Annotated in this window: 35 protein-coding genes; 2 read left to right on the forward strand and 33 right to left on the reverse strand. The window is 57.4% G+C overall.

The annotated features are described in order from the left end of the window. Positions 1–414 precede the first annotated feature (414 nt). Both VQ071_RS26970 and VQ071_RS26975 read right to left on the reverse strand, forming a co-directional pair. Complete coding sequence (locus tag VQ071_RS26970; RefSeq protein ID WP_340517666.1) at positions 415–642, reverse strand: hypothetical protein; 228 nt, start codon at positions 640–642, stop codon at positions 415–417. A gap of 115 nt (positions 643–757) precedes the next feature. Next, positions 758–1,366, reverse strand: a complete 609-nt coding sequence (locus VQ071_RS26975; protein ID WP_340517668.1) for a stage II sporulation protein M — start codon at positions 1,364–1,366, stop codon at positions 758–760. Between the two features lie 117 nt (positions 1,367–1,483). Here VQ071_RS26975 and pdaB point away from each other — a divergent pair, with 117 nt between their 5' ends. Beyond that, the gene (gene pdaB, locus VQ071_RS26980) at positions 1,484–2,269 is read left to right on the forward strand and encodes a polysaccharide deacetylase family sporulation protein PdaB (RefSeq protein ID WP_340517670.1); all 786 of its coding nucleotides are present in this window, start codon (positions 1,484–1,486) and stop codon (positions 2,267–2,269) included. An 11-nt stretch (positions 2,270–2,280) separates the two neighbouring features. Here the strand turns inward: pdaB and VQ071_RS26985 are convergent, their stop codons facing one another. Next, positions 2,281–2,904: a KinB-signaling pathway activation protein gene (locus VQ071_RS26985; protein ID WP_340517672.1), complete on the reverse strand. Its 624-nt coding sequence runs from the start codon at positions 2,902–2,904 to the stop codon at positions 2,281–2,283. 133 nt (positions 2,905–3,037) lie between these two features. Here VQ071_RS26985 and gerD point away from each other — a divergent pair, with 133 nt between their 5' ends. Next, positions 3,038–3,709: a spore germination lipoprotein GerD gene (gene gerD, locus VQ071_RS26990; RefSeq protein ID WP_340517674.1), complete on the forward strand. Its 672-nt coding sequence runs from the start codon at positions 3,038–3,040 to the stop codon at positions 3,707–3,709. Between the two features lie 67 nt (positions 3,710–3,776). On the opposite strand, the gene VQ071_RS26995 is transcribed toward gerD, so the two are convergent. The 30 genes from VQ071_RS26995 to rplP form a co-directional block, all read right to left on the reverse strand. After that, the gene (locus tag VQ071_RS26995) at positions 3,777–4,895 is read right to left on the reverse strand and encodes a P-loop NTPase (RefSeq protein WP_340517676.1); all 1,119 of its coding nucleotides are present in this window, start codon (positions 4,893–4,895) and stop codon (positions 3,777–3,779) included. Between the two features lie 114 nt (positions 4,896–5,009). Continuing rightward, a complete protein-coding gene (gene cwlD / locus VQ071_RS27000; protein ID WP_340517678.1) occupies positions 5,010–5,765 on the reverse strand; it encodes an N-acetylmuramoyl-L-alanine amidase CwlD in 756 nt (251 codons plus the stop codon). 121 nt (positions 5,766–5,886) lie between these two features. Further along, complete coding sequence (gene sat, locus VQ071_RS27005) at positions 5,887–7,065, reverse strand: sulfate adenylyltransferase (RefSeq protein WP_340517681.1); 1,179 nt, start codon at positions 7,063–7,065, stop codon at positions 5,887–5,889. 30 nt (positions 7,066–7,095) lie between these two features. Next, entirely contained in the window at positions 7,096–7,788 is a 693-nt protein-coding gene (locus VQ071_RS27010; protein WP_340517683.1) for a phosphoadenylyl-sulfate reductase, read from the reverse strand. Positions 7,789–7,925: 137 nt separating this feature from the next. Continuing rightward, positions 7,926–8,318 (reverse strand): 30S ribosomal protein S9, encoded by a 393-nt coding sequence (gene rpsI / locus VQ071_RS27015; protein WP_217597898.1) that lies wholly within the window; start codon positions 8,316–8,318, stop codon positions 7,926–7,928. Between the two features lie 20 nt (positions 8,319–8,338). Continuing rightward, the gene (rplM, locus tag VQ071_RS27020; RefSeq protein ID WP_340517687.1) at positions 8,339–8,776 is read right to left on the reverse strand and encodes a 50S ribosomal protein L13; all 438 of its coding nucleotides are present in this window, start codon (positions 8,774–8,776) and stop codon (positions 8,339–8,341) included. Between the two features lie 255 nt (positions 8,777–9,031). Then, the gene (gene truA, locus VQ071_RS27025; RefSeq protein ID WP_340517689.1) at positions 9,032–9,835 is read right to left on the reverse strand and encodes a tRNA pseudouridine(38-40) synthase TruA; all 804 of its coding nucleotides are present in this window, start codon (positions 9,833–9,835) and stop codon (positions 9,032–9,034) included. A gap of 179 nt (positions 9,836–10,014) precedes the next feature. Beyond that, positions 10,015–10,380, reverse strand: coding sequence for a 50S ribosomal protein L17 (gene rplQ, locus VQ071_RS27030; RefSeq protein WP_340517691.1), 366 nt, complete (start codon positions 10,378–10,380; stop codon positions 10,015–10,017). Between the two features lie 44 nt (positions 10,381–10,424). Next, a complete protein-coding gene (locus VQ071_RS27035) occupies positions 10,425–11,369 on the reverse strand; it encodes a DNA-directed RNA polymerase subunit alpha (protein ID WP_271754068.1) in 945 nt (314 codons plus the stop codon). A 188-nt stretch (positions 11,370–11,557) separates the two neighbouring features. Continuing rightward, entirely contained in the window at positions 11,558–11,956 is a 399-nt protein-coding gene (gene rpsK / locus VQ071_RS27040) for a 30S ribosomal protein S11 (protein ID WP_090117891.1), read from the reverse strand. 19 nt (positions 11,957–11,975) lie between these two features. After that, complete coding sequence (rpsM, locus tag VQ071_RS27045) at positions 11,976–12,344, reverse strand: 30S ribosomal protein S13 (protein ID WP_090117892.1); 369 nt, start codon at positions 12,342–12,344, stop codon at positions 11,976–11,978. 19 nt (positions 12,345–12,363) lie between these two features. Continuing rightward, on the reverse strand, positions 12,364–12,477 hold the full coding sequence (gene rpmJ / locus VQ071_RS27050) for a 50S ribosomal protein L36 (RefSeq protein ID WP_003333770.1): 114 nt from the start codon (positions 12,475–12,477) through the stop codon (positions 12,364–12,366). 87 nt (positions 12,478–12,564) lie between these two features. Next, positions 12,565–12,780, reverse strand: a complete 216-nt coding sequence (gene infA, locus VQ071_RS27055; RefSeq protein WP_090117962.1) for a translation initiation factor IF-1 — start codon at positions 12,778–12,780, stop codon at positions 12,565–12,567. A 2-nt stretch (positions 12,781–12,782) separates the two neighbouring features. After that, on the reverse strand, positions 12,783–13,091 hold the full coding sequence (locus VQ071_RS27060; protein ID WP_340517697.1) for a KOW domain-containing RNA-binding protein: 309 nt from the start codon (positions 13,089–13,091) through the stop codon (positions 12,783–12,785). 9 nt (positions 13,092–13,100) lie between these two features. Beyond that, on the reverse strand, positions 13,101–13,853 hold the full coding sequence (gene map / locus VQ071_RS27065) for a type I methionyl aminopeptidase (protein WP_340517699.1): 753 nt from the start codon (positions 13,851–13,853) through the stop codon (positions 13,101–13,103). Between the two features lie 6 nt (positions 13,854–13,859). Next, positions 13,860–14,504, reverse strand: a complete 645-nt coding sequence (locus VQ071_RS27070) for an adenylate kinase (protein WP_340517701.1) — start codon at positions 14,502–14,504, stop codon at positions 13,860–13,862. 37 nt (positions 14,505–14,541) lie between these two features. Then, positions 14,542–15,840 carry a preprotein translocase subunit SecY gene (gene secY, locus VQ071_RS27075; protein WP_340517703.1) on the reverse strand — a complete coding sequence of 433 codons (1,299 nt, stop codon included), beginning with the start codon at positions 15,838–15,840 and terminating at the stop codon, positions 14,542–14,544. Then, positions 15,840–16,283: a 50S ribosomal protein L15 gene (rplO, locus tag VQ071_RS27080; RefSeq protein WP_340517705.1), complete on the reverse strand. Its 444-nt coding sequence runs from the start codon at positions 16,281–16,283 to the stop codon at positions 15,840–15,842. Before rplO ends, secY begins: the two co-directional genes overlap by 1 nt. A 50-nt stretch (positions 16,284–16,333) precedes the next feature. Next, positions 16,334–16,513 carry a 50S ribosomal protein L30 gene (rpmD, locus tag VQ071_RS27085; RefSeq protein WP_217597974.1) on the reverse strand — a complete coding sequence of 60 codons (180 nt, stop codon included), beginning with the start codon at positions 16,511–16,513 and terminating at the stop codon, positions 16,334–16,336. A 12-nt stretch (positions 16,514–16,525) separates the two neighbouring features. After that, complete coding sequence (gene rpsE / locus VQ071_RS27090; RefSeq protein ID WP_340517707.1) at positions 16,526–17,023, reverse strand: 30S ribosomal protein S5; 498 nt, start codon at positions 17,021–17,023, stop codon at positions 16,526–16,528. Between the two features lie 27 nt (positions 17,024–17,050). Then, on the reverse strand, positions 17,051–17,416 hold the full coding sequence (gene rplR, locus VQ071_RS27095) for a 50S ribosomal protein L18 (RefSeq protein WP_340517709.1): 366 nt from the start codon (positions 17,414–17,416) through the stop codon (positions 17,051–17,053). A gap of 106 nt (positions 17,417–17,522) precedes the next feature. Further along, entirely contained in the window at positions 17,523–18,065 is a 543-nt protein-coding gene (gene rplF / locus VQ071_RS27100; protein ID WP_340517711.1) for a 50S ribosomal protein L6, read from the reverse strand. A gap of 29 nt (positions 18,066–18,094) precedes the next feature. Beyond that, a complete protein-coding gene (gene rpsH, locus VQ071_RS27105; protein WP_340517712.1) occupies positions 18,095–18,493 on the reverse strand; it encodes a 30S ribosomal protein S8 in 399 nt (132 codons plus the stop codon). A gap of 29 nt (positions 18,494–18,522) precedes the next feature. After that, the gene (locus VQ071_RS27110; RefSeq protein WP_090117903.1) at positions 18,523–18,708 is read right to left on the reverse strand and encodes a type Z 30S ribosomal protein S14; all 186 of its coding nucleotides are present in this window, start codon (positions 18,706–18,708) and stop codon (positions 18,523–18,525) included. A gap of 57 nt (positions 18,709–18,765) precedes the next feature. Beyond that, positions 18,766–19,308, reverse strand: coding sequence for a 50S ribosomal protein L5 (gene rplE / locus VQ071_RS27115; RefSeq protein ID WP_340517713.1), 543 nt, complete (start codon positions 19,306–19,308; stop codon positions 18,766–18,768). Between the two features lie 35 nt (positions 19,309–19,343). Continuing rightward, on the reverse strand, positions 19,344–19,697 hold the full coding sequence (gene rplX / locus VQ071_RS27120) for a 50S ribosomal protein L24 (RefSeq protein WP_090117905.1): 354 nt from the start codon (positions 19,695–19,697) through the stop codon (positions 19,344–19,346). A 42-nt stretch (positions 19,698–19,739) separates the two neighbouring features. After that, positions 19,740–20,108, reverse strand: coding sequence for a 50S ribosomal protein L14 (gene rplN, locus VQ071_RS27125; RefSeq protein WP_090117906.1), 369 nt, complete (start codon positions 20,106–20,108; stop codon positions 19,740–19,742). A gap of 36 nt (positions 20,109–20,144) precedes the next feature. Then, the gene (rpsQ, locus tag VQ071_RS27130; protein ID WP_090117907.1) at positions 20,145–20,408 is read right to left on the reverse strand and encodes a 30S ribosomal protein S17; all 264 of its coding nucleotides are present in this window, start codon (positions 20,406–20,408) and stop codon (positions 20,145–20,147) included. A gap of 43 nt (positions 20,409–20,451) precedes the next feature. Further along, positions 20,452–20,652 carry a 50S ribosomal protein L29 gene (gene rpmC, locus VQ071_RS27135; RefSeq protein WP_090117908.1) on the reverse strand — a complete coding sequence of 67 codons (201 nt, stop codon included), beginning with the start codon at positions 20,650–20,652 and terminating at the stop codon, positions 20,452–20,454. Further along, positions 20,639–21,076 (reverse strand): 50S ribosomal protein L16, encoded by a 438-nt coding sequence (gene rplP / locus VQ071_RS27140; RefSeq protein ID WP_217597942.1) that lies wholly within the window; start codon positions 21,074–21,076, stop codon positions 20,639–20,641. Before rplP ends, rpmC begins: the two co-directional genes overlap by 14 nt. Positions 21,077–21,078: the final 2 nt, after the last annotated feature.

Here is a 21,078-nt window from a genome sequence, read left to right on the forward strand (position 1 = left end):
CTGAGCCAGGATCAAACTCTCCATAAAAGTGCTTTTGACGAAAGACGTTTCGTTAGAAACGACGACAGTCAAACGCACCAGGGTAGTTCGACTTGCTCATGATAATGCTGGTATAACTTTTGCTTCCGCCCCGAAAGGCTTCAGCGTCCGTTTGTTTTAACGCTCGATGTTCAGTTTTCAAGGAGCAATCTTTGCCATCCGTACGTAATATTTCCTCGTAACGGCGACTTTTATAATATATCACAGCGGGCATATGCATTGCAACTTGTAAGATATGTAATTTCTCCACATCGTCAACTTGCAACAGCTTGTCCGTTCCCCTTCAGGAGGGGCGATTGATAATTTAACATATTCCTCGATGGGTCGTCAACCCTTTTATTGCAACTTTTTATCGAAGCCTGTTTGCTCTTCGCATTATTTGTAGCGCTGATTCCGCAGACCGGAGGCGTACCTGGACAGCTCCTTGGGAGCCGCTATTCTTGCATACATTCTGAAGATGGTCTTGTAGCGTTTGAAGATAGCTTCCTTGACCGGTCCTTCCATCCTCCGATCGCCGAGGTCGAGCAGCATCTCGTCAAGCTCTTTGCGGAGCATGTAATCCAACTCTCTGCATTCCTTGTCCGTGAACATCATCCCCAGCATACGTACCGCAGGCCCCCTGTACAATCCCAGCATCGCAGGCGTCCATCCGCCTTTTAGCGTTTTACTGTTATGCACCAATTCCGGCGGATTTATGACAGGGGGCTCCTCAAAAAAATTATGATCTTACGAGATACAGCGTAATTGTGCTCTCGATCGCCGCCGCAGCAAGCAGTAGAAGCGCTACGACAGCGTAGATGACGACCGAGCCGCGCAGAACCCGCACGAACTCCGCCCACGGTTGCGGCTTGCCGGTCATTGACCGCCCCAAGCCTTGCAGTACTCTAGCCCCCAGCAGAATGCCGTATGCCGCCGCCAGGAAAACTGCAGGCAGCTCCAGAATGCCGTGCGGCAATATCCCTCTGACGATCATCGACCAGATGTCTTCACCCTGTCCGGCCAGATTGCCGAACAAATATCCCATGATCAGCCCGTTCAAAGCGAGCGTAAATAGAGGCATGATGCATACCGCGATACCGAGGTACATGGCGAGCGCCGTCGCCTGCAAATTATTCAACAGAATCAAGACGAACATCGTCCTGCTCGGATGAGCCGAATCGTCGGCTCGCTGCGCCAGAGCGCTCAAGCTCTCAAGCTGTTTGTCGAGCCACCCGATATCGCCGTGCGCCATCCCTCCAACGAACAATCCCGCTATAAATATAACGACAGCCGCCCAAAAATAAGGCCGCACATCGCGCCAGGCTTGCACAAGCGTTTTTAGGATCATATTCATCTCTCCCATCGCGCGCATATCTTGCCTTGGGTCAAGCATACATTGCAATTAGAACAAGCTGTAGCGTCCAAGCTTCATTCAAACTTTCTAATCGAGAGGGGATCTGCAATCATGAACTATTTTTTCGTATGGAGCGGCCGCCGCATCAAGCGGTATTTTTTTCTCACGTTGGCCCTGCTTCTGTCCGTAGGCGTCGTCTGGACTGAGAGGAAAAACATCAGCGTCTTCGCCCCCCACCCGCCCGCAGCCGTGTACAGCGTGCCTACCGATCGCAAAGTCGTCGCGCTAACGTTCGATATCAGCTGGGGAGAAAAAAGAGCGGAGCCGATATTGGATATACTGAAACAGAAAAACGTAACGAATGTCACGTTTTTCCTGTCTTCTCCGTGGAGCAAGACGCATCCCGAGATCGTCCAGAAAATTGTGGACGGCGGGTACGAGATCGGCAGCCATGGTCACAAGCATGTCAATTACAGCCAGCTCTCAGACGACGAGATCCGCAAGCAGATTCAGACGGCGCACAGCATGCTCTCTGATCAGACGGGCAAGATTCCTAATCTGATCCGCATGCCGAACGGCGACTTCGACAAGCGCGTCCTGCGTATCGCGGAAGATCTGAACTATAAGGTCATTCAATGGGATACGGACTCGCTCGACTGGAAAAATCCCGGCGTCGGCAATATCGTACAGCGCGTCGTCACAAAAGCTCACCCGGGCGACATCATTCTCCTCCATGCGAGCGATTCATGCCAGCAGACGCATGACGCGCTGCCGCAGATCATCGACCAGCTGCGCGCCCAGGGCTACGAATTCGTCACCGTCTCCCAACTGATGAGTCAGACGGAGACAAAAGGCAAGACCGTCGAAGACAAGCAAACCTGGAATCAAGTTGCTTAGCGGCTCCGCGGTCAGCGCGCACCCGCTTCGGTCTTCATGCCGGCGGCCGGGCGGGGCACGCTCAATATATGATGCAGCCGAAGAATCTGGTAGGCATTGCATACGAAGATCGGTACGAGCGTGAAGGTCAGCTGTGTCCACAAGCCGCCCGATCTGAAGCCGGGCAGACCTTCGATCGTCGTCACCGCAATCATGTAAAACAAGGTCGGGATCCAGGCGCCGGATGTCGTCTCATGGACCTTGCGCCAAGCGACGAGCAGCGAACCAAGCAGGAGCAGCAGCGGCACGATCCAATAGGCGTTCGGCGGAAACGCGCTGTCATGTGTCCAATAAACGATCTCGGCCAGCACAAAAAGCGCGACGAAGCCTTGAAGCGCCACCCACAAGTAAGGCCGCTTGATAATGCTGCGGGCAATGTAGTTAAGCATCAGATAGGCAAAAAAGCCCATATGCGCGAATGCGCCGAAGGAAAGTCCGGCCAGCGCCATCATAATCAGATTAAACGTCCATCCGCGCGCGCCGCCGATCTGGAAGTTCGGGTCGCATACCATCATAATGACGCCGGTGATCAGCGCAGCGCCGCCGCCGATCAGAATCGTCGTGCCGAACAAGGTCATCCATTTACGCAAATTCAATTGTATTCCTCCCCCATCAGTACAAAGACATTTTACCATGTTCGTCCCAAAAAGCCATGAATCCTTACCTTATAATCGGCCCGCCGAAGTCGCATACTACGATCAAATTCCCGGAAAGGGTGATGATCGCGATATGCGGCTTCGCGTGTGGTGGACCGGCCTCGCCCTATCGGCCGTCATGCTGCTCTCCTCCTGCGGTCCCGAATCCAGCGCGGGCAGCGAGCAGATGAGTTATAAAGATGTCAAGTCGATGGTTATAGACATTCTGGGCTCCCAAGAAGCCCAAGAGGCGCTGAACAAGGCATCAACCGAGAAGTATGGCACCAGTTCGCTGCATATGCAATCGTTGACTCCGTCCGATCAGGAGCAGATTCGAACCGCAGTCAAAGACGTGTTGACATCGGCTAACTACTCCAAGGTGCTGCGCGAGATTATGACAGACACCAAGTTCGCGGGCGAATTCGCCAAGGCTGTCAGCAAGGACAACAAGCAAATTCATAAGGAGCTGCTCAAGGATCCGACTTACCAGCAGGAACTCGTCAATGTGTTCAAGACGGGCGATATGAAAACCGTGCTGTTCGAGACGACCAAAACGGCCGAATACCGCAAGCAAATGATGAGCGCAGTGAGCGAAGCGATACAAAATCCGGTATTCAAGCTTGAACTGATGAAAATTTTGCAGGATGTCGTCAAAGAGGAGCTCACGCCGAAGGGTGAACAATCCAAGGAAGGCTCATCCGGCGGGGGCGAGGGCGGCGGCGAAGGCGGCGAAGGCGGGCAATCCAACGGCAACGGCGGACAGTAGCACAGTTATGGCATGAATTAAAAAGACCGCCGGTGCGCAAAATGCGCTCCGGCGGTTTTTGTTGGCGTTATTTGCCGCAGCGGGCGATGACCTCGTCCGCCAACGCCAGATATTCCAGGCCGGTCGGGTGGTCTGCCTTGTAGACGGACGGTGAAAAGTCGGGCTCCGACGGATGGTTGTCCGGTGCGCCGAGCGGCAACTGCGCCAGCAAGGACGTGTGCAGCGTATCTGCCAGCATGCCGCCCCCGCCTCTGCCGAACACATAGTCGCGTTCCCCGTTTTTCTCATACCAGGCCATATTCTCGACCACGCCGAGGATCTCATGGTTCGTCTTGATTGCCATCGCGCCTGCGCGCGCTGCGACGAACGCGGCCGTCGCATGCGGCGTAGTAACGATGATCTCCTTGCTGCGGGGCAGCATCTGGTGAACGTCGAGCGCGATGTCGCCGGTGCCCGGGGGCAGGTCCAGCAGCAGATAATCGAGCTCGCCCCAGTCGATATCCGCAAAAAAATTGCGGAGCATCCGGCCGAGCATCGGACCGCGCCAGACGATCGGGCTGTTGTCCTCGACGAAGAAGCCCATCGAGATAACTTGGACACCGAAGCGCTCGATCGGCTTGATCTTGTCTCCGACCTGCTCCGGCCGCTCCTCGATCCCCATCATATCCGGGACGCTGAAGCCATAGATGTCGCCGTCGATCAATCCGACGCGCTTGCCGCGCCGCGCCAGCGCAACGGCCAGATTGACGGTGACGGTGGACTTGCCGACGCCGCCCTTGCCGCTCGCGATTGCGATCGAGACGACTTCGCTGTCGGGCCGCAGCAGCGGATTCTGCTCTAGTCCCGCGCTGTGCCCTTTGACGGGGACGGCGCCTTTTTTAGGTTCGGCCGCAGTGCCGGCTTGTCCGGTCTCGCCCGAGGCCTTGGCCTGTTGCTGCTCATGCTCTGTCATCGCGCGCACTCTGATATGCGGCTTGCCGGCCTGCAGGGCGCCCAATGCCGCCGTGATCTCCGACTCCAGCCGTACCGACTCCGGCATGCTGTCCGGGTGAAGCACGACGGTCAGCGATACGCCGCTCTCGCGGACGACGATATCCCGCAATAATCCCAATTGGGCTAAAGGCTGCTTCAGCGTCGGCTCTGCGACCGCTCGGAGCGCCTCGATTACATCCTCTCTCGTGGCCATGCGACCTTCAACCTCCACTCGCTGTACGTTTCCATGATTGTTTATTATAGCACAACCGGCCGGGCCCAATGTGCCTGGCCTCGAAGCCTCCGGACCCTGGCGAGGGCGCCTGTCCTATCCCGCGGTCTTGGGAAGCGCGGTTTTGCCCTCTCCTTCAGCATATCGGAGTATGCCTCTGTACAACGCCGCCGCCACTTTGTTCTGATAGCCCGTTCCGGCCAGCAGCCTCGCCTCGTCCGGGTTCGACAGGAAACCGACTTCGACGAGCGCCGTCGGCATCGTCAGCGTCTTGAGCAGGTACACGTTGTCCTTGGACAGCGCTACGCGGTTCGTATGGCCGACGGAGTCGCGGATCTCGGACTGTACGAGTGCGGCCAGACGCCCTCCCTCTTTGTTCGTGGGATAGTAGAACGTCTGCGCGCCCGACCATTTTGCCGAAGGAACACTGTTCATATGTACGGTCAGCACGAGATCCGGCTTTTTCTGCGCGATGACCTCAGCCCGCCGCAGCAGATCCTGCGTCTTGCGCTTGGCATAGCCCTTGATGTCGGAGCCCGCCAGATCGTGATCGCCCTCGCGCGTCAGATATACGACCGCGCCGGCCTGCTGCAGATAATCGCGCAGCTGCAGGACGAGGGCCATGTTGATGTCCTTCTCGATCACGCCGTCCCGGCTGACGGCGCCGCCGTCCACGCCGCCGTGGCCCGCGTCCAATACGATGAACTTGCCGGTCAGCGGCGTGTTCAGATAATGCCCGCCCCCCGTCTCCAGGGCGGGAATCTCCGTCCAGATCAGCAGGGCAGCCAGCAGCATCAGGCCGGCGGCTGCCCCGATGCGGGCGGCCCCCCTGCGCGTAATCCAGACGACCATCCTCCCCGGACGCATGCCTCGCGAATATGTGTGCCGCAGCCAATTCCGCATAATAAAAACCACCCTGTCCATATGATGTACGATACATCTTATGGGACAGGGTGGTTAATTATGATCGTTGTTAACGCGCGGCCGGTTCGGCCGATTGAGACATGCCCTCGATCAGAATCTGGGCGACCTCCGGACGGGAGAACTCGGGCGGCGGGCAGATGCCGTCGCGCAGCAGCGCGCGGACCTTCGTACCCGAGAGCGTCAGATGCTCTTCCTTGTCGTGCGGGCAAGTCTTGCTCGATGCCATGTTGCCGCATTTCTTGCAGAAGAAGCTGTGCTCGAAGTACAGCGGCGTGATGCCAAGCTCGTCAGCCGAGAACGTCTTGAGCAGGTCCTGCGCCTCGTAGGTGCCGTAATAGTCGCCTACGCCGGCGTGGTCGCGGCCCACGATGAAGTGGGTGCAGCCATAGTTCTTGCGGACCATCGCGTGGAAGATCGCCTCGCGCGGCCCCGCGTAACGCATCGCTGCCGGGAATACGCCGAGGAATACGCGGTCCTGCGGATAATAATTCTCAAGCAGGGCGACATAGGAGCGCATACGTACGTTCGCAGGCACGTCGTCGGACTTGGTCTCGCCGACAAGCGGGTTCAGGAAGAGCGCGTCTACAATCTCCATCGCGCACTTCTGGATGTACTCATGCGCGCGGTGGACCGGATTGCGCGTCTGGAAGCCGACGACGGAGCGCCAGCCCTTCTCCGCGAAAATGCGGCGCGTCTCCGCCGGATCGAAATAATACTCGCCGAACTTCTCCGGCTGCGGACGGTTCAGCACTTGAATCGGACCGCCTACGTATACGTTCGGACGCTCAAGCAGCTTGACGACGCCCGGGTGCTCCAGATCGTCGGTCTTGAACACCTGGACGGCCTCATGCTTCTTGTCCGGCGTGTAAATACTATCGATGTCGATGACGCCGTATACGACGCCGTCCTGCTCGCCTACGAGCGCGGCACGGTCGCCTACGGCGAGATTGCCCGCCTGCTCCTCGCTGACCGTCAGCGTGATCGGAATACTCCAGACGAGACCGCTCGTGAGGCGCATGCTCTCGACGACGCTCTTGTAGTCCTGCTCGTTCATAAAGCCTGTCAGCGGGCTGAAGGCGCCGACGCCGATAAGATCAAGATCGGAGATCGTCCATGCATTAACGGGAATCGACTTGAAGCTGCCTGCCTGAGCCAGCAGTTCGTCCCTGGCGGCCCCCTCAAGCACACGGTTAATCAAAGTGCCGCCATGCGGCTGAATCGTACTCATTAAATGTAGCTGCTCCTCTCGAAAGGTCGTTTATTTATGCAGACCGCACTCGGTCTTCTCCTGCCCTGCCCAGCGTCCTGCGCGCGGATCCTCGCCCGGCATCACCTGACGGGTGCAGTATTCGCATCCGATGCTCGGGTAGTAATTGTCATGAAGCGCGTTGTAAATAATGTTGTTGGAGCGGATATAATTCCACACGTCGTCATTCGTCCATGAGGCGATCGGGTTAAACTTCACGAGACCGAACTTCGTATCGTATTCGACCTTCTTGGCGTTGGCGCGCGTAGGCGCCTGGTCGCGGCGAATGCCGGTGATCCAAGCCTCATACTGGCCCAATATACGCGTGAGCGGCTCGACCTTGCGGATGTTGCAGCATGCGTTGGCGTCGGATTTCCACAGCTCGGGGCCGTGCTGCGCCGCCTGCTCTTCAGGCGTGATGACCGGGCTGACACGGACGAACTCCAGGTTATAATAAGCCGCGAGCTTGTCGCGGGTCTCGTACGTCTCCTTGAAATGAAAATCGGTATCCAGGTAAAAAATGTCCGTCTTCGGGCTGATCTTCTGAAGCATATCTACGAGAACGACGTCCTCTGCGCCGAAGCTGCAAGCGAACGTAATGTTCGGAAATGTTTCAACCGCCCAGCGAATAACCGTTTCGGGAGAAGCGTGCTCGAATTCCTCTGCCTTTTCGCGGATGAGCGCTTCTTTTTCCAACAAATTCATTTTCATAACCCCCTGTGGACAAGTAGGCTGCTTAATTCAGACCATTTATATAAGAATTATACGTTTTCTGATCGGAATATTCAATCAAAAAATCCTCTCCTCCCGCAATTGCGGAAAGAGAGGATCTTGATGACAAATTAACGCTTGGAGAACTGAGGCGCACGGCGTGCAGCCTTGAGTCCGTACTTCTTACGTTCCTTCATACGCGGATCGCGCGTCAGGAAACCGGCCTTCTTGAGCGAGCCGCGAAGCTCGGGATCGGCCTTCAGAAGAGCGCGGGAAATGCCATGACGAATCGCGCCGGCTTGGCCGGCGATACCGCCGCCGTTAGCCAGTACGATGATGTCGTACTTGCCAGCGGTCTCGGTCAGGTTCAGCGGTTGCTTGACGATCAGCTTGAGCGTCTCCAGACCGAAGTATTCGTTAATGTCGCGCTTGTTGATCACGATGCGGCCTTCGCCGGGCACGAGACGTACGCGCGCTACCGAATGCTTGCGTCGGCCAGTTCCGATATATTGCACTTGAGCCATTGGTAGGTCCTCCCTCTCGATTAACCGCGAAGTTCGTAAACTTCAGGTTGTTGTGCTTGGTGTGGGTGCTCGGCGCCTGCGTATACTTTCAGCTTCGTCTGAAGCTGGTGACCGAGCTTGTTCTTCGGCAGCATGCCGTAGACTGCGAGCTCGATGATGCGAGCCGGCTTCTTGGCGATCATCTCGCCAGCCGTCGTCGTCTTCAGGCCGCCCGGGTAGTGCGAGTGCGTGTAGTATTTCTTTTGTTGGAGCTTCTTGCCCGTGAGGACGATCTTCTCCGCGTTGATGACGATGACGAAGTCGCCAGTGTCGACATGCGGCGTGAACTCCGGCTTGTGCTTGCCGCGGATCAGCGATGCTGCTTCAGTTGCGAGACGGCCAAGCGTCTTGCCTTCAGCGTCGATGACATGCCACTTGCGTTCAACTTCGTTCGTCTTCGCCATGTACGTTGTGCGCATGTTACTTCCTCCTTCAATCCTGCTCTTATCCGTGATCGGCCTATAGGCCTCATCGTTAACGTATAGTCGGTACTATGTCTGTCCTATCAGTCGTCCGCTTCGCCGATCTCCATCTTCGGGAAAGAGCCGGCGCGGCGCGCAACGGGCCGCTGCGGTATTCTTCATCGGGGCCGTGGGAAGCCATGAAGAACACACAATGACTATTGTACATGATATCGCCGGGCGCCGCAATAGCGAATTGGGTCATTTATCGCATTAATCGTATGGCGGCGTCCAGTCCAATCCCCAGGCCGGATCATAAGCGACGCTGCACATCGTCAGACCGTAAGGCACAGCCGTAGGACCGCTCCTCGCACGGCTCCGGGCAGCCAATATATCGGCGATCGCCGAAGGTGGCCGCTTGCCTTCGCCGACCTGCAGAATGGTGCCTGCGATGATCCGTACCATATTGTACAAAAATCCGTTGCCGGTCACCGTGAGATGGGCGATGCCGCGTCCTGACGCCTCGCTCCCTGTCTTCCCCGTGTCCACCGTCAGAGACGCCTCATACAATGTCCTCACATGATGCGGCTTCGTCGACAGCGGCGAGGTGAAGGAAGTGAAGTCGTGCTCGCCGAGCAGATGCGTCAGCCCCTCCCGCATCGCTGCGAAGTTGAGCGGCGCCGGATGGTGGAATACACGCTGCCTGGCGAACACATCCGGGAAACGGAACGAATTGATGGCGTAGCGGTAGGTTTTGCGGACGGCGCAGCGCCGGGCGTGAAACGCCTCGGCCACTTCGAGCGCCGCATGCACGACGATGTCGCCGGGCAGCCGCGAGTTAAGCGCGATCGCCCAGCGCTCGGCCGGGATGCTGGAAGACGTATAAAAGTTGGCGACCTGCCCGAGCGCATGAACGCCCGCATCGGTACGCCCGGAGCCCGTCAGCTTGACGCGCTCGCCGGAGAGCATAAATATCGCTTCCTCAAGCTTGTCCTGAACGGTATTGCCGCCCGGCTGGCTCTGGAAGCCATAATATCCGGAGCCGTCGTAGCTGACGAGCAGCGCGATGTTGCGCAAGCGCCATTCCTCCTTGTGGCACAAAAAAAGGATGTGCCGAAATGGGTGCTTTCGGTCCATCCTTTTTTGAATTCTAAGCATTATATGCCGAGGACCATATAGAAGCTTGGAATTCTACGCGAACCGGCGCCTCGCCCTCCATAGGACGGCGAAGCCGTTCGCGCTTGTTTCCGCGGGACTTAAGCGCGGTCTACGAGCTCGAGGTACACCATTGGAGCCGAATCGCCCCGGCGAGGACCGAGCTTCAGAATGCGCGTGTAGCCGCCTGCGCGCTCCGCATAACGCGGTGCGAGATCGGAGAACAGCTTTTGGATCGCGTCCTGTTCGCCGTTCAGCGTCTCGCGACGCACGAATGCCGCCACTTGGCGACGCGCATGCAGATCGCCGCGCTTGGCGAGCGTGATCAGCTTCTCGGCGATCGAGCGAATTTCCTTCGCCTTCGCTTCCGTCGTTTGGATACGTTCGTAGAGGAACAGGTCGGTGACCAAGTCACGGAAGAGAGCCTTCCGCGCGCTCGAGTCGCGACTCAGTTTCTGGTAAGCCATCTGTTATTCCCTCCTTGTCGCTTGATGCGGTCTTGACTGGTCTCCTACTCTTCGAAGCGAAGACCGAGACCCAGCTCTTCGAGCTTCTCCTGCACTTCCTCCAAAGACTTGCGGCCCAGGTTGCGGACCTTCATCATGTCTTCTTCGGTCTTGGTGATCAGCTCTTGAACCGTATTGATACCGGCGCGCTTCAGGCAGTTGTAAGAGCGAACGGAGAGATCGAGCTCTTCGATGGTCATCTCGAGCACTTTCTCCTTCTTGTCCTCTTCCTTCTCCTTCATCGTCTCGGTGTCCTTGGCTTCGTCCGTAAGGCCGACGAACAGCGACAAGTGATCCGTCAGGATCTTGGCGCCCAGACTAACCGCTTCTTCGGGCCGGATGCTGCCGTCGGTCCATACTTCAAGCGTGAGCTTGTCGTAGTTGGTAACTTGACCGACGCGGGTATTCTCGACCTTGTAGTTGACGCGGGTAATCGGCGTATAGATCGAATCGATCGGAATGACCCCGATCGGCTGATCTTCCTTCTTGTTGCGATCCGCCGGGACGTAGCCGCGTCCCTGTCTGGCGAAGATGCGCATATGCAGGCGCGCACCGGAAGCCAGCGTAGCGATATGCAGATCCGGATTCAGGATCTCCACGTCGCTGTCTGCCCGAATATCTCCGGCCGTGATGATGCCCTCGCCTTCAGCGTCGATCTCCAGCACCTTCTCCTCGTCGGAATGAATCTTCAGGGAGAGGCGCTTGAGATTGAGGATGATCTCGGTGACGTCCTCAATCACGCCGGGAATGGTGGAGAACTCATGAAGCACTCCATCGATCTGAACCGAGATGACGGCGGCGCCTGGCAGAGACGACAGCAGAATCCGGCGAAGGGAGTTGCCGAGCGTCATGCCATAGCCGCGTTCGAGCGGTTCTACGACGAAGCGTCCGTACCTCTTGTCTTCTTGAATTTCCACCGATTCGATCTTTGGCTTCTCGATCACAATCACAACCAAACCCTCCTTCAAAACGTCGCTGCGTTGCTGACGTTGCCGTTTGTTCGCCCCTTCCGGTCAACCGGGATGACGTTGCAGTCCTTCAACCAGTATAACCGAATTGGGCAAACCATGTAGTATGCCTAACCATTACAACCATTATTCACAAGTTGTTTTTGTTTGATACCACATAGTGGCGCATATTATACGCGGCGACGCTTCGGAGGACGGCAGCCGTTGTGAGGGATCGGCGTTACGTCTTTGATCATGCTGACTTCAAGACCTGCAGCTTGCAGGGAACGGATCGCGGCTTCGCGGCCGGCGCCAGGTCCCTTGACCATGACTTCGACGGCGCGCATGCCGTGTTCCATCGCGGCGCGAGCAGCAGTCTCGGCTGCCATCTGCGCAGCGAACGGCGTGCTCTTGCGCGAACCCTTGAAGCCCATGTTGCCGGAGCTGGCCCAGGAGATCGCGTTGCCGTGCGGATCCGTGATCGTGACGATCGTGTTGTTGAACGTCGAGCGGACGTGCGCGACGCCAGACTCGATATTTTTCCGATCGCGGCGTTTCGTGCGGACAACCTTCTTGCCTTTTTGTGCCATGCTGATTTATCCTCCCTTCTTACTTCTTCTTGTTCGCTACCGTACGACGCGGACCTTTGCGCGTGCGGGCGTTCGTTTTCGTACGTTGGCCGCGGACAGGCAGGCCGCGACGGTGACGGACACCGCGGTAGCAGCCGATTTCGATCAGACGCTTGATGTTCAGCGCGATCTCGCGGCGCAGGTCGCCCTCGACCTTTTGCGTCTTGTCGATTGCATCGCGCAGACGAGCGAGCTCGTCTTCGGTCAGATCGCGGACGCGAGTGTCGGGGTTGATTTCTGCCGTAGCAAGAAGCTTCTGGGACGTCGTCTTGCCGATCCCGAAGATGTACGTCAGGGCGATTTCCACGCGCTTGTCGCGCGGGAGGTCAACACCACTAATACGTGCCATATGTTAGGAGCACCTCCTCTTAGCCTTGTTTTTGTTTGTGCTTCGGATTTTCGCAGATAACCATTACGTTACCCTTGCGGCGAATAACTTTGCATTTTTCGCAGATGGGTTTGACCGATGGTCTCACCTTCATGGTAATAGCCTCCTAAAGTGTGCGGCGGCGCTGACACGCGGTTGCGCGTCGTACTGCCGTCACGTGTGGTTCGGTAGACCGGAAGAACTATTTGCGGTATGTGATGCGGCCTCGCGTCAGATCATACGGCGAGAGCTGGATCACGACCTTGTCTCCCGTCAGAATCCGGATGAAGTGCATCCGGAGCTTGCCGGAGACGTGAGCCAGAATCTCATGGCCGTTCTCGAGCTTCACCCTGAACATCGCGTTCGGCAGCGGTTCGACGACCACGCCTTCCACTTCGATTACGTCCTCTTTGGCCACCGTCATTCTCCTTTCTCTTCAGCATGCGCTTCGAGCCGCCTCAAGGCAGTGACGACGGCATGCCTCAGCTTGCCGTTGGTCACGCGTCCGGTGTCCCGAATGCTGCTTGCGACTTCGTCGCTTACGAACCCGACCGGTTCGAGATGCAGCACGTTTTTGCGCTTGGGCCGGTCGAACCGGCGCCCCGCGCCATCGGCTACGATCGCGAATCGTTCGTCCGCGAGAGCGATGACCACCGTCAGCTGACCTTCGTCTTTGCCGCGGCGGCTCCTCACGACTTCCCCGGGCGACAGCCTTGACGTCTCCGTCATAGCCGCCGCCTAGTCTTCCGTACGGGTCAGTATCTCGTACCCGTCCTCGGTTACGGCGATGGTATGCTCAAAGTGCGCGCACAGCGAGCCGTCCACCGTCACGACCGTCCAGTTGTCCGAGAGGGTGCGCACGTAGCGCGAGCCCAGATTCACCATCGGCTCGATGGCGAGCACCATGCCCGGCTTGAGCCGCGGCCCTCTGTCAGGCACGCCGTAGTTGGGGATCTGCGGCTCCTCGTGGAGCTCGCGTCCGACGCCGTGACCGACGTATTCCCGCACGACCGACATGCCCGCCTCTTCGATCACCTTCTGGATGCCGTGTGACACCGTGAACAGCCTGACATCCGGCTTCACAAGCGCAAGGCCCGCGTACAGCGAAGCTTCGGTTACCTCCAGCAGACGCTGCGCGTCCGCCGAGATGGCGCCGACGCCGTAGGTCCACGCGGAATCGCCGTGGTAGCCTTTGTACTGCGCGCCGATGTCGATGCTGATGATATCGCCCTCTTGAAGCACCCGGGGACCGGGGAAGCCGTGCACCAGCTCTTCATTGACCGATGCGCATATGCTGGATGGAAAACCGTTATAGCCTTTGAAAGAAGGAACCGCGTCCTGGCTTCGGATGTACGCGTCGGCGATCCGGTCAAGCTCCGCGGTCGTCACGCCGGGCTGCACAGCCTGCTTCATCAGGCGATGCGTCTCGGCGACGATCCGCCCGGCTTGCCTCATCAAGTTCAGTTCCGATTCGGACTTGCACACGATCATGGCCGGTTACCCTCTGAGGAGGGAGGATATATCGGCCGTAACCGCGTCGATGTCCTTCTCCCCGTCCACTTCTCGGAGCAGCCCTTGGCCTTCGTAGTAGGCAAGCAGCGGAGCCGTCTTGCTCGTATATTCATCCAGCCGGGTGCCGACCTTCTCCTCCGTATCGTCGGAGCGCTGGTACAGCTCTCCGCCATCCTTGTCGCATACGCCTTCTACCTTCGGCGGATTGAACAGAACGTGATACGTAGCGCCGCAAGTCCGGCAGATCCGCCGACCCGTCAGGCGGGCGAGCAGACGATCGCGGTCCACCTTCAGGTTGACGACGTGATCGATCTTCTTGCCGAGTCCGGCGAGGATCTCGTCAAGCGCTTCGGCCTGTGCCAGCGTGCGGGGGAATCCGTCGAGCAGGAACCCCTTGTCGCAGTCGGCCAGAGACAGCCGGTCCTTGACGATGCCGTTGGTCACTTCGTCGGGGACGAGGAGGCCTTGGTCCACGTATTTCTTGGCTTCGACGCCAAGCGCGGTGCCTTCCTTCATCGCCAGACGGAATGCGTCGCCGGTCGAGATATGCGGCACGCCGAACGAATCGACGATGCGCTCCGCCTGCGTGCCTTTGCCGGCCCCAGGAGGACCCATAAACAGGATGTTCATTGCCGTACCTCCTGAATGTCCCTCATTTTGAAGCAGCTTACTTATTGATGAACCCCTTGTAGTGACGCTTGATCAGGTTGCTCTCGACTTGCTTCATCGTCTCCAGCGCGACGCCGATGACGATGAGGAGCGATGTGCCGCCCAGTTGAACCGACTTCGGCAGACCGAAGGCGGAGCCGAAAATGACCGGCAGAATCGAGATGACAGCCAGGAACAGCGCGCCTGCCAGGGTGATGCGGGTGATGACTCTCATCAGATAGCCTGCCGTCGGCTTGCCAGGACGAATGCCTGGGATGTAGCCGCCGTTCTTCTTCATGTTGTCAGCCAGTTGTTGCGGGTTGAACTGAACGAACGTGTAGAAGAATGTGAATCCGACAATCAGCAGGATATAGAATACCATACCGAGCGGCTTGTCGTAATACAGGTTTCTGATGATCCAGTTGGCCCAAGCATGACCGGCCGCGAATTGGGCGATCGTGATCGGGAACATCAGGAGCGACGAAGCGAAGATGACCGGGATGACGCCCGCGCCGTTAACCTTGAGCGGGATGTGCGTCGATTGACCGCCGTACATCTTCTGTCCGACTACGCGCTTGGCGTATTGGACCGGGATCTTGCGTACGCCCTGCTGGACGAAGATAACGCCGACGATGATCAGCAAGATCACGATCAGGATGATGACCATCTTCAGGACGGCCCAGAAGATCTGGTCGCCGTTCACGAACTGGTCCTGATAGATCTCTTGGATGTAGGTCGGGATCCGGGAGACGATCGCCGCGAACATCAGAATCGAGATGCCGTTGCCGATGCCCTTCTCGTTGATCTGCTCGCCGAGCCACATCAGGAAGGCCGTACCGGCTGTAAGCACGATCGCGATCATGATATAGGTCGCTGCCGACGGGTCGATGACCATCTTCGCGCTGTAGATGCGGTTGAAGCCGATCGAAGTTGCGAACGCCTGGATCAAACCGAGCACGATCGTCAGATAACGGGTCAGCTGAGCCGATTTGCGCTTGCCGATCTCGCCTTCCTTCGCCCATTCCGCCAACTTCGGGATGACGTCCATGGACAGAAGCTGCACGATGATCGATGCCGTGATATACGGCATGATCCCGAGCGCGAAGATCGAGAAGTGGAACAGAGCGCCACCGGAGAACGTGTTGAGCAGGCCGAACAATTCGTTGCCCTGCTCGTTCGCCATGGTCAGAACGTCCTTGTCGATGTTCGGCACCGGAATGAACGAGCCGACGCGATAGACGAGCAGGACGAAAAGCGTGAAGAGGATCCTTCTACGAAGGTCCTCAACCTTCCAGATGTTGCTCACGGTAGCGAACATTAGATCACCTCGGAGTTACCGCCGGCGGCCTGGATTTTTTCAGCAGCGGATTTGGAGAACTTGTGGGCCTTGACGGAGAGAGCTGCAGTCAGCTCGCCGTTGCCCAGAATCTTGATGCCGTCCTTCGGGTTCTTTACAATCCCTTCGGAGAGCAGCAGTTCCGGCGTTACTTCAGTGCCGGCTGCGAATCCGCTCAGTTGATCCAGGTTAACAATCGCGTATTCCGTAGCAAACCGGTCATTGTTGAAACCGCGCTTCGGGAGTCTGCGGTACAACGGGTTTTGGCCGCCTTCGAAGCCGGGGCGTACGCCGCCGCCGGAACGGGCGTTTTGGCCCTTATGGCCGCGCGTGGACGTCTTGCCCATGCCGCTACCGATGCCGCGACCGACGCGTTTGCGGCTGAACTTGGATCCAGTTGCAGGAGAAAGTTCATGCAATTTCATCGTTCGTCGCACCTCCTTGATTGATTTGCCTTGCTTTTGGCTATATCTTCTTATACTTCTTCGACGGAGATCAGATGGCTAACGGTGTTAACCATGCCGCGAATCGCCGCGTTGTCTTCTTTGACGACCGTCGAGTTCACTTTGCCGAGGCCCAGCGACTTGACGGTTTGGCGTTGGTTCTCAGGACGGCCGATGAGGCTGCGCTTGAGGGTGATCTGCAATTTCGCCATTTTAACCCCTCCTTAACCCAACAGCTCTTCCACGGTTTTGCCGCGGAGCTTGGCTACGTCTTCGGCGCGCTTCAGGCGGGACAAACCTTCCAACGTCGCATTGATCATGTTCATCGAGTTGGAGGAACCCAGCGATTTCGTCAAAATATCGCCGACGCCGGCCAGTTCGAGGACCGCACGGACAGGACCGCCCGCGATGACGCCCGTACCTTCGGATGCCGGCTTCAGCAGCACTTTGCCGGCGCCGAAGTGACCCGTAACAGCGTGCGGAATCGTCTTGCCGACAAGCGGAATGAAAATCAGATTTTTCTTGGCATCATCGACGCCTTTGCGGATGGCGTCCGGCACTTCGCCGGCTTTGCCGATGCCTGCGCCAACCCAACCTTTGCCGTCTCCTACGACGACAAGTGCGCTGAAGCTGAAGCGACGGCCGCCCTTGACGACTTTGGAAACGCGGTTGATCTGGACCATTTTTTCGGTGAGTTCCAGGGTGTTAGGATCTACACGCAAGTCGTTAACCTCCTTGTTTGCGTAATATTAGAACTGAAGACCAGCTTCGCGAGCCGCGTCTGCCAGTGCTTGGATGCGTCCGTGGTACAGGTATCCGCCGCGGTCGAATACGATGCTTTCGTATCCTTTCGCCTTGGCGCGCTCTGCCACCAGCTTGCCGACCTTCGCTGCAGCTTCTACGCTGCCGCCGTTGCCGATTTCGCCGATTTCCTTGTCGAGCGTGGATGCCGCTGCCAGGGTTACGCCCTTGACGTCATCGATCAGCTGCGCATAAATATGCTTCGAAGAACGGAAGACGGAGAGACGCGGACGCTCGTTCGTGCCGCTGATCTTCTTGCGCACGCGCAGGTGACGCTTCAGACGGGCCTTGTTCTTGTCGCCTTTGGTAATCATTCCGGGGTTCACTCCCTTCTCACTTCGCTATAACGAGCCGGTCAGGCAACGGATCGCCGTGTGCCGGCCGTGTACCGTATCTCAAGCGGCATGAAGCCGCCGTGCATTACTTTTTCTTGCCGGCTTTGCCTTCCTTGCGGATGATGCGTTCGCCTTCGTACTTGATGCCTTTGCCCTTGTACGGCTCCGGCGGACGGACTTCACGGATCTTGGCTGCGATCGAACCGACCGCTTCCTTGTCGATGCCGCGAACCGTAATGCGGTTCTGAGCAGGCACTTCGAATTCGATGCCGTTAGCGGCGACGAACTCGACCGGATGCGATTTGCCGACGTTCAGCACGAGCTTCTCGCCTTGCTTGCTGGCACGGTAACCGACGCCTACAAGCTCCAGGTTTTTGGCGAAGCCTTCGGTAACGCCGCTGACCATGTTGGCGACGACGGAGCGCGTCGTGCCGTGCAGGGCGCGGTGTTCTTTGTTGTCGGTTGGGCGCTCGACGTTGATGACGCCTTCCTCGACGACCAGCTTCATGTCTTTATGCAGTTCGCGGCTCAGCGTGCCCTTCGGGCCCTTAACCGTGATGACGTTGTTGTCCAGGTTCACGTTCACGCCGTTTGGCACCTGGATGGGTTTGCGTCCGATACGGGACATAGGTACACCTCCTAACTTGTCGCTTTAAATTACCACACGTAGCAAAGAACTTCGCCGCCGGCTTTCCCTTGACGGGCTTCCTTGTCGGTGACGACGCCTTTGGACGTCGAGATGATCGCGATGCCGAGGCCGCCGAGTACGCGAGGTACTTCATTCGACTTCGTGTATACGCGCAGGCCGGGCTTACTGATGCGCTTGAGGCCCGTGATGACGCGCTCGTTGTTCGGTCCGTACTTCAAGAAGATGCGGATCAAACCTTGCTTGTTGTCTTCGACGTATTCGGCGTCGCGGATAAAGCCTTCGCGCTTCAGGATCTCAGCAATTTGCTTCTTGACCGTAGACGCAGGCAGCTCCACCGATTCGTGGCGGACGAGATTCGCGTTGCGAATGCGCGTCAGCATATCTGCAATGGGATCAGACATAACCATGGGTAAACCTCCTTCCCGAACTAGGCTGATTACCAGCTCGCTTTTTTAACGCCAGGAATCTGGCCTTTGTATGCCAATTCGCGGAAACAAATCCGGCAAATTTTAAACTTTTGCAGCACGGAGTGCGGACGTCCGCAGCGCTCGCACCGCGTGTAAGCCCGAACTTGGAACTTCGGCGGACGTTGCTGCTTGATTTTCATCGACGTTTTTGCCACTTTGCTTTCACACCTCCCGTAGGGTACCTTGGCCGGTTAGGCCAGGCTTCGGCGGAGTTACTTCACGAATGGTGCGCCCAGTTGGGACAGCAGTTCGCGCGCTTCTTCGTCCGTATTGGCCGTCGTGACGATGACGATATCCATCCCGCGGACCTTGTCGATCTTGTCGTACTCGATCTCGGGGAAGATCAGTTGTTCCTTCAAGCCGAGCGTGTAGTTGCCGCGACCGTCGAACGATTTGCTCGAGATGCCGCGGAAGTCACGAACGCGAGGGAGCGAGATATTGAACAGCTTGTCGAGGAAGTAGTACATGCGGTCGCCGCGCAGCGTGACCTTCACGCCGATCGGCGCGTTCTCGCGGAGGCGGAAGCCTGCGATGGACTTCTTCGCACGGGTGATGACCGGCTTTTGACCGGCGATCTTTTGCAGATCTTCGACCGCTGCGTCCAGAACCTTGGAGTTCGAGACCGCTTCGCCGACACCCATGTTGATGACGATCTTCTCGATCTTCGGTACTTGCATGACCGATTTGTAGCTGAACTTCTGCACCAGCGCAGGCGCGATTTCAGCGTTGTAACGTTCTTTCATTCTTGCTGCCATGTGTCACAGTGACCTCCTTTCTTTCGGGGATCGTATTAGTCGATTTCTTGGCCGGACTTCTTTGCGACGCGGACTTTCGTGCCGTTGTCCAGCACCTTGTAGCCGATACGCGTAGGCTTGCCGCTCTTCGGATCCACGTGCATGACGTTGGATACGTGAATCGGCGCTTCCTGCTCGATGATGCCGCCTTGCGGGTTCGTCTGGGAAGGACGCGTGTGCTTCTTCACCAGGTTGACGCCTTCGATCAGTACGCGGTTTTGACGCGGGTAAGCGGCGATTACGCGCCCCTTCTTGCCCTTGTCCTTGCCGGTGATGACGATGACGTTGTCGTCTTTTTTGACGTGAAGCTTATTGTTGTGCGATTCCAGCACTTTTTTCAAACGGGGCATGGGTACACCTCCTTGAGTGTTTCTCCATGGACATCGGCCGGATTAGAGCACTTCCGGTGCCAGAGAAATGATTTTCATGAAATCACGTTCGCGAAGCTCGCGTGCGACTGGCCCAAAGATACGGGTACCGCGCGGGCTCTTGTCTTCCTTAACGATGACGGCTGCGTTCTCGTCGAACGCGATGTAGGAACCGTCCTTGCGGCGTACCGAACGCTTCGTGCGAACGATAACGCATTTGACTACGTCGCCCTTCTTGACAACGCCGCCTGGTGTTGCTTGTTTGACGGAAGCGACGATCAGATCGCCGATGTGACCGACGCGACGTCCCGTGCCGCCAAGCACGCGGATGCACATCAGTTCCTTTGCGCCCGAGTTATCGGCCACGCGCAATCGTGTAAAAGGTTGAATCATCGTGAGGTCCTCCTTTCAAAGCTAAGGTGGCGTAACTTACAGAATAACGGCTTTCTCGGTGATCTCGACCAGGCGCCAGTTCTTGTCCTTGGACAGCTTGCGGGTCTCCATGATCTTTACGGTGTCGCCGATTTGCGCTTCGTTGTTCTCGTCGTGCGCCTTGAACTTCTTCGTGTACTTGATCCGCTTATGGTACAGGCTGTGCTTCTTGTGCGTTTCGACAGCCACCACGATCGTTTTGTCCATCTTGTCGCTTACGACTTTGCCGATCTGAACCTTACGGTTGTTGCGTTCGCTCATGGTAATACTCCTTCCCGGAGGCGTCTTGGGTTCGTATCAGCAATTAGCTGATGATGCCCAGTTCACGCTCGCGCAAAATGGTTTTGGCCCGGGCAATCTCTTTCCGCAGCTCGCTGATGCGGTGCGGGTTGTCCAGTTGGCCGGTAGCCAGTTGGAAACGAAGGTTGAACAGCTCTTCCTTGAAGCCGGAAACCTTCTGTTCGATTTCAACCGAAGTGAGGTTGCGGAATTCACTGGCCTTCATTTGCTTCACCACCCAGTTCTTCGCGTTTCACGAACTTCGTCTTGATCGGCAACTTGTGCGCGGCCAGACGCATCGCTTCGCGTGCGATTTCCTCGGGGACGCCTGCGAGCTCGAACAGAATCTTGCCCGGCTTCACGACGGCTACCCACTTCTCGACGTTACCTTTACCGCTACCCATCCGCACCTCGAGAGGCTTTTGGGTGATTGGCTTGGACGGGAAGATCTTGATCCATACCTTACCGCCACGCTTGATATAGCGGGTCATCGCGATACGCGCAGATTCGATCTGGCGGTTCGTCACCCACGAAGGCTCCAATGCTTGCAAGCCGTATTCGCCGAAGCTCACTTCCGTGCCGCCCTTGGCACGGCCTTTCATCTTCCCGCGGTGCTGCTTGCGGTGTTTGACGCGTTTAGGGACCAACATGC

The organism is Cohnella sp. 56, from assembly GCF_037963805.1.
GTDB lineage: Bacteria > Bacillota > Bacilli > Paenibacillales > Paenibacillaceae > Cohnella.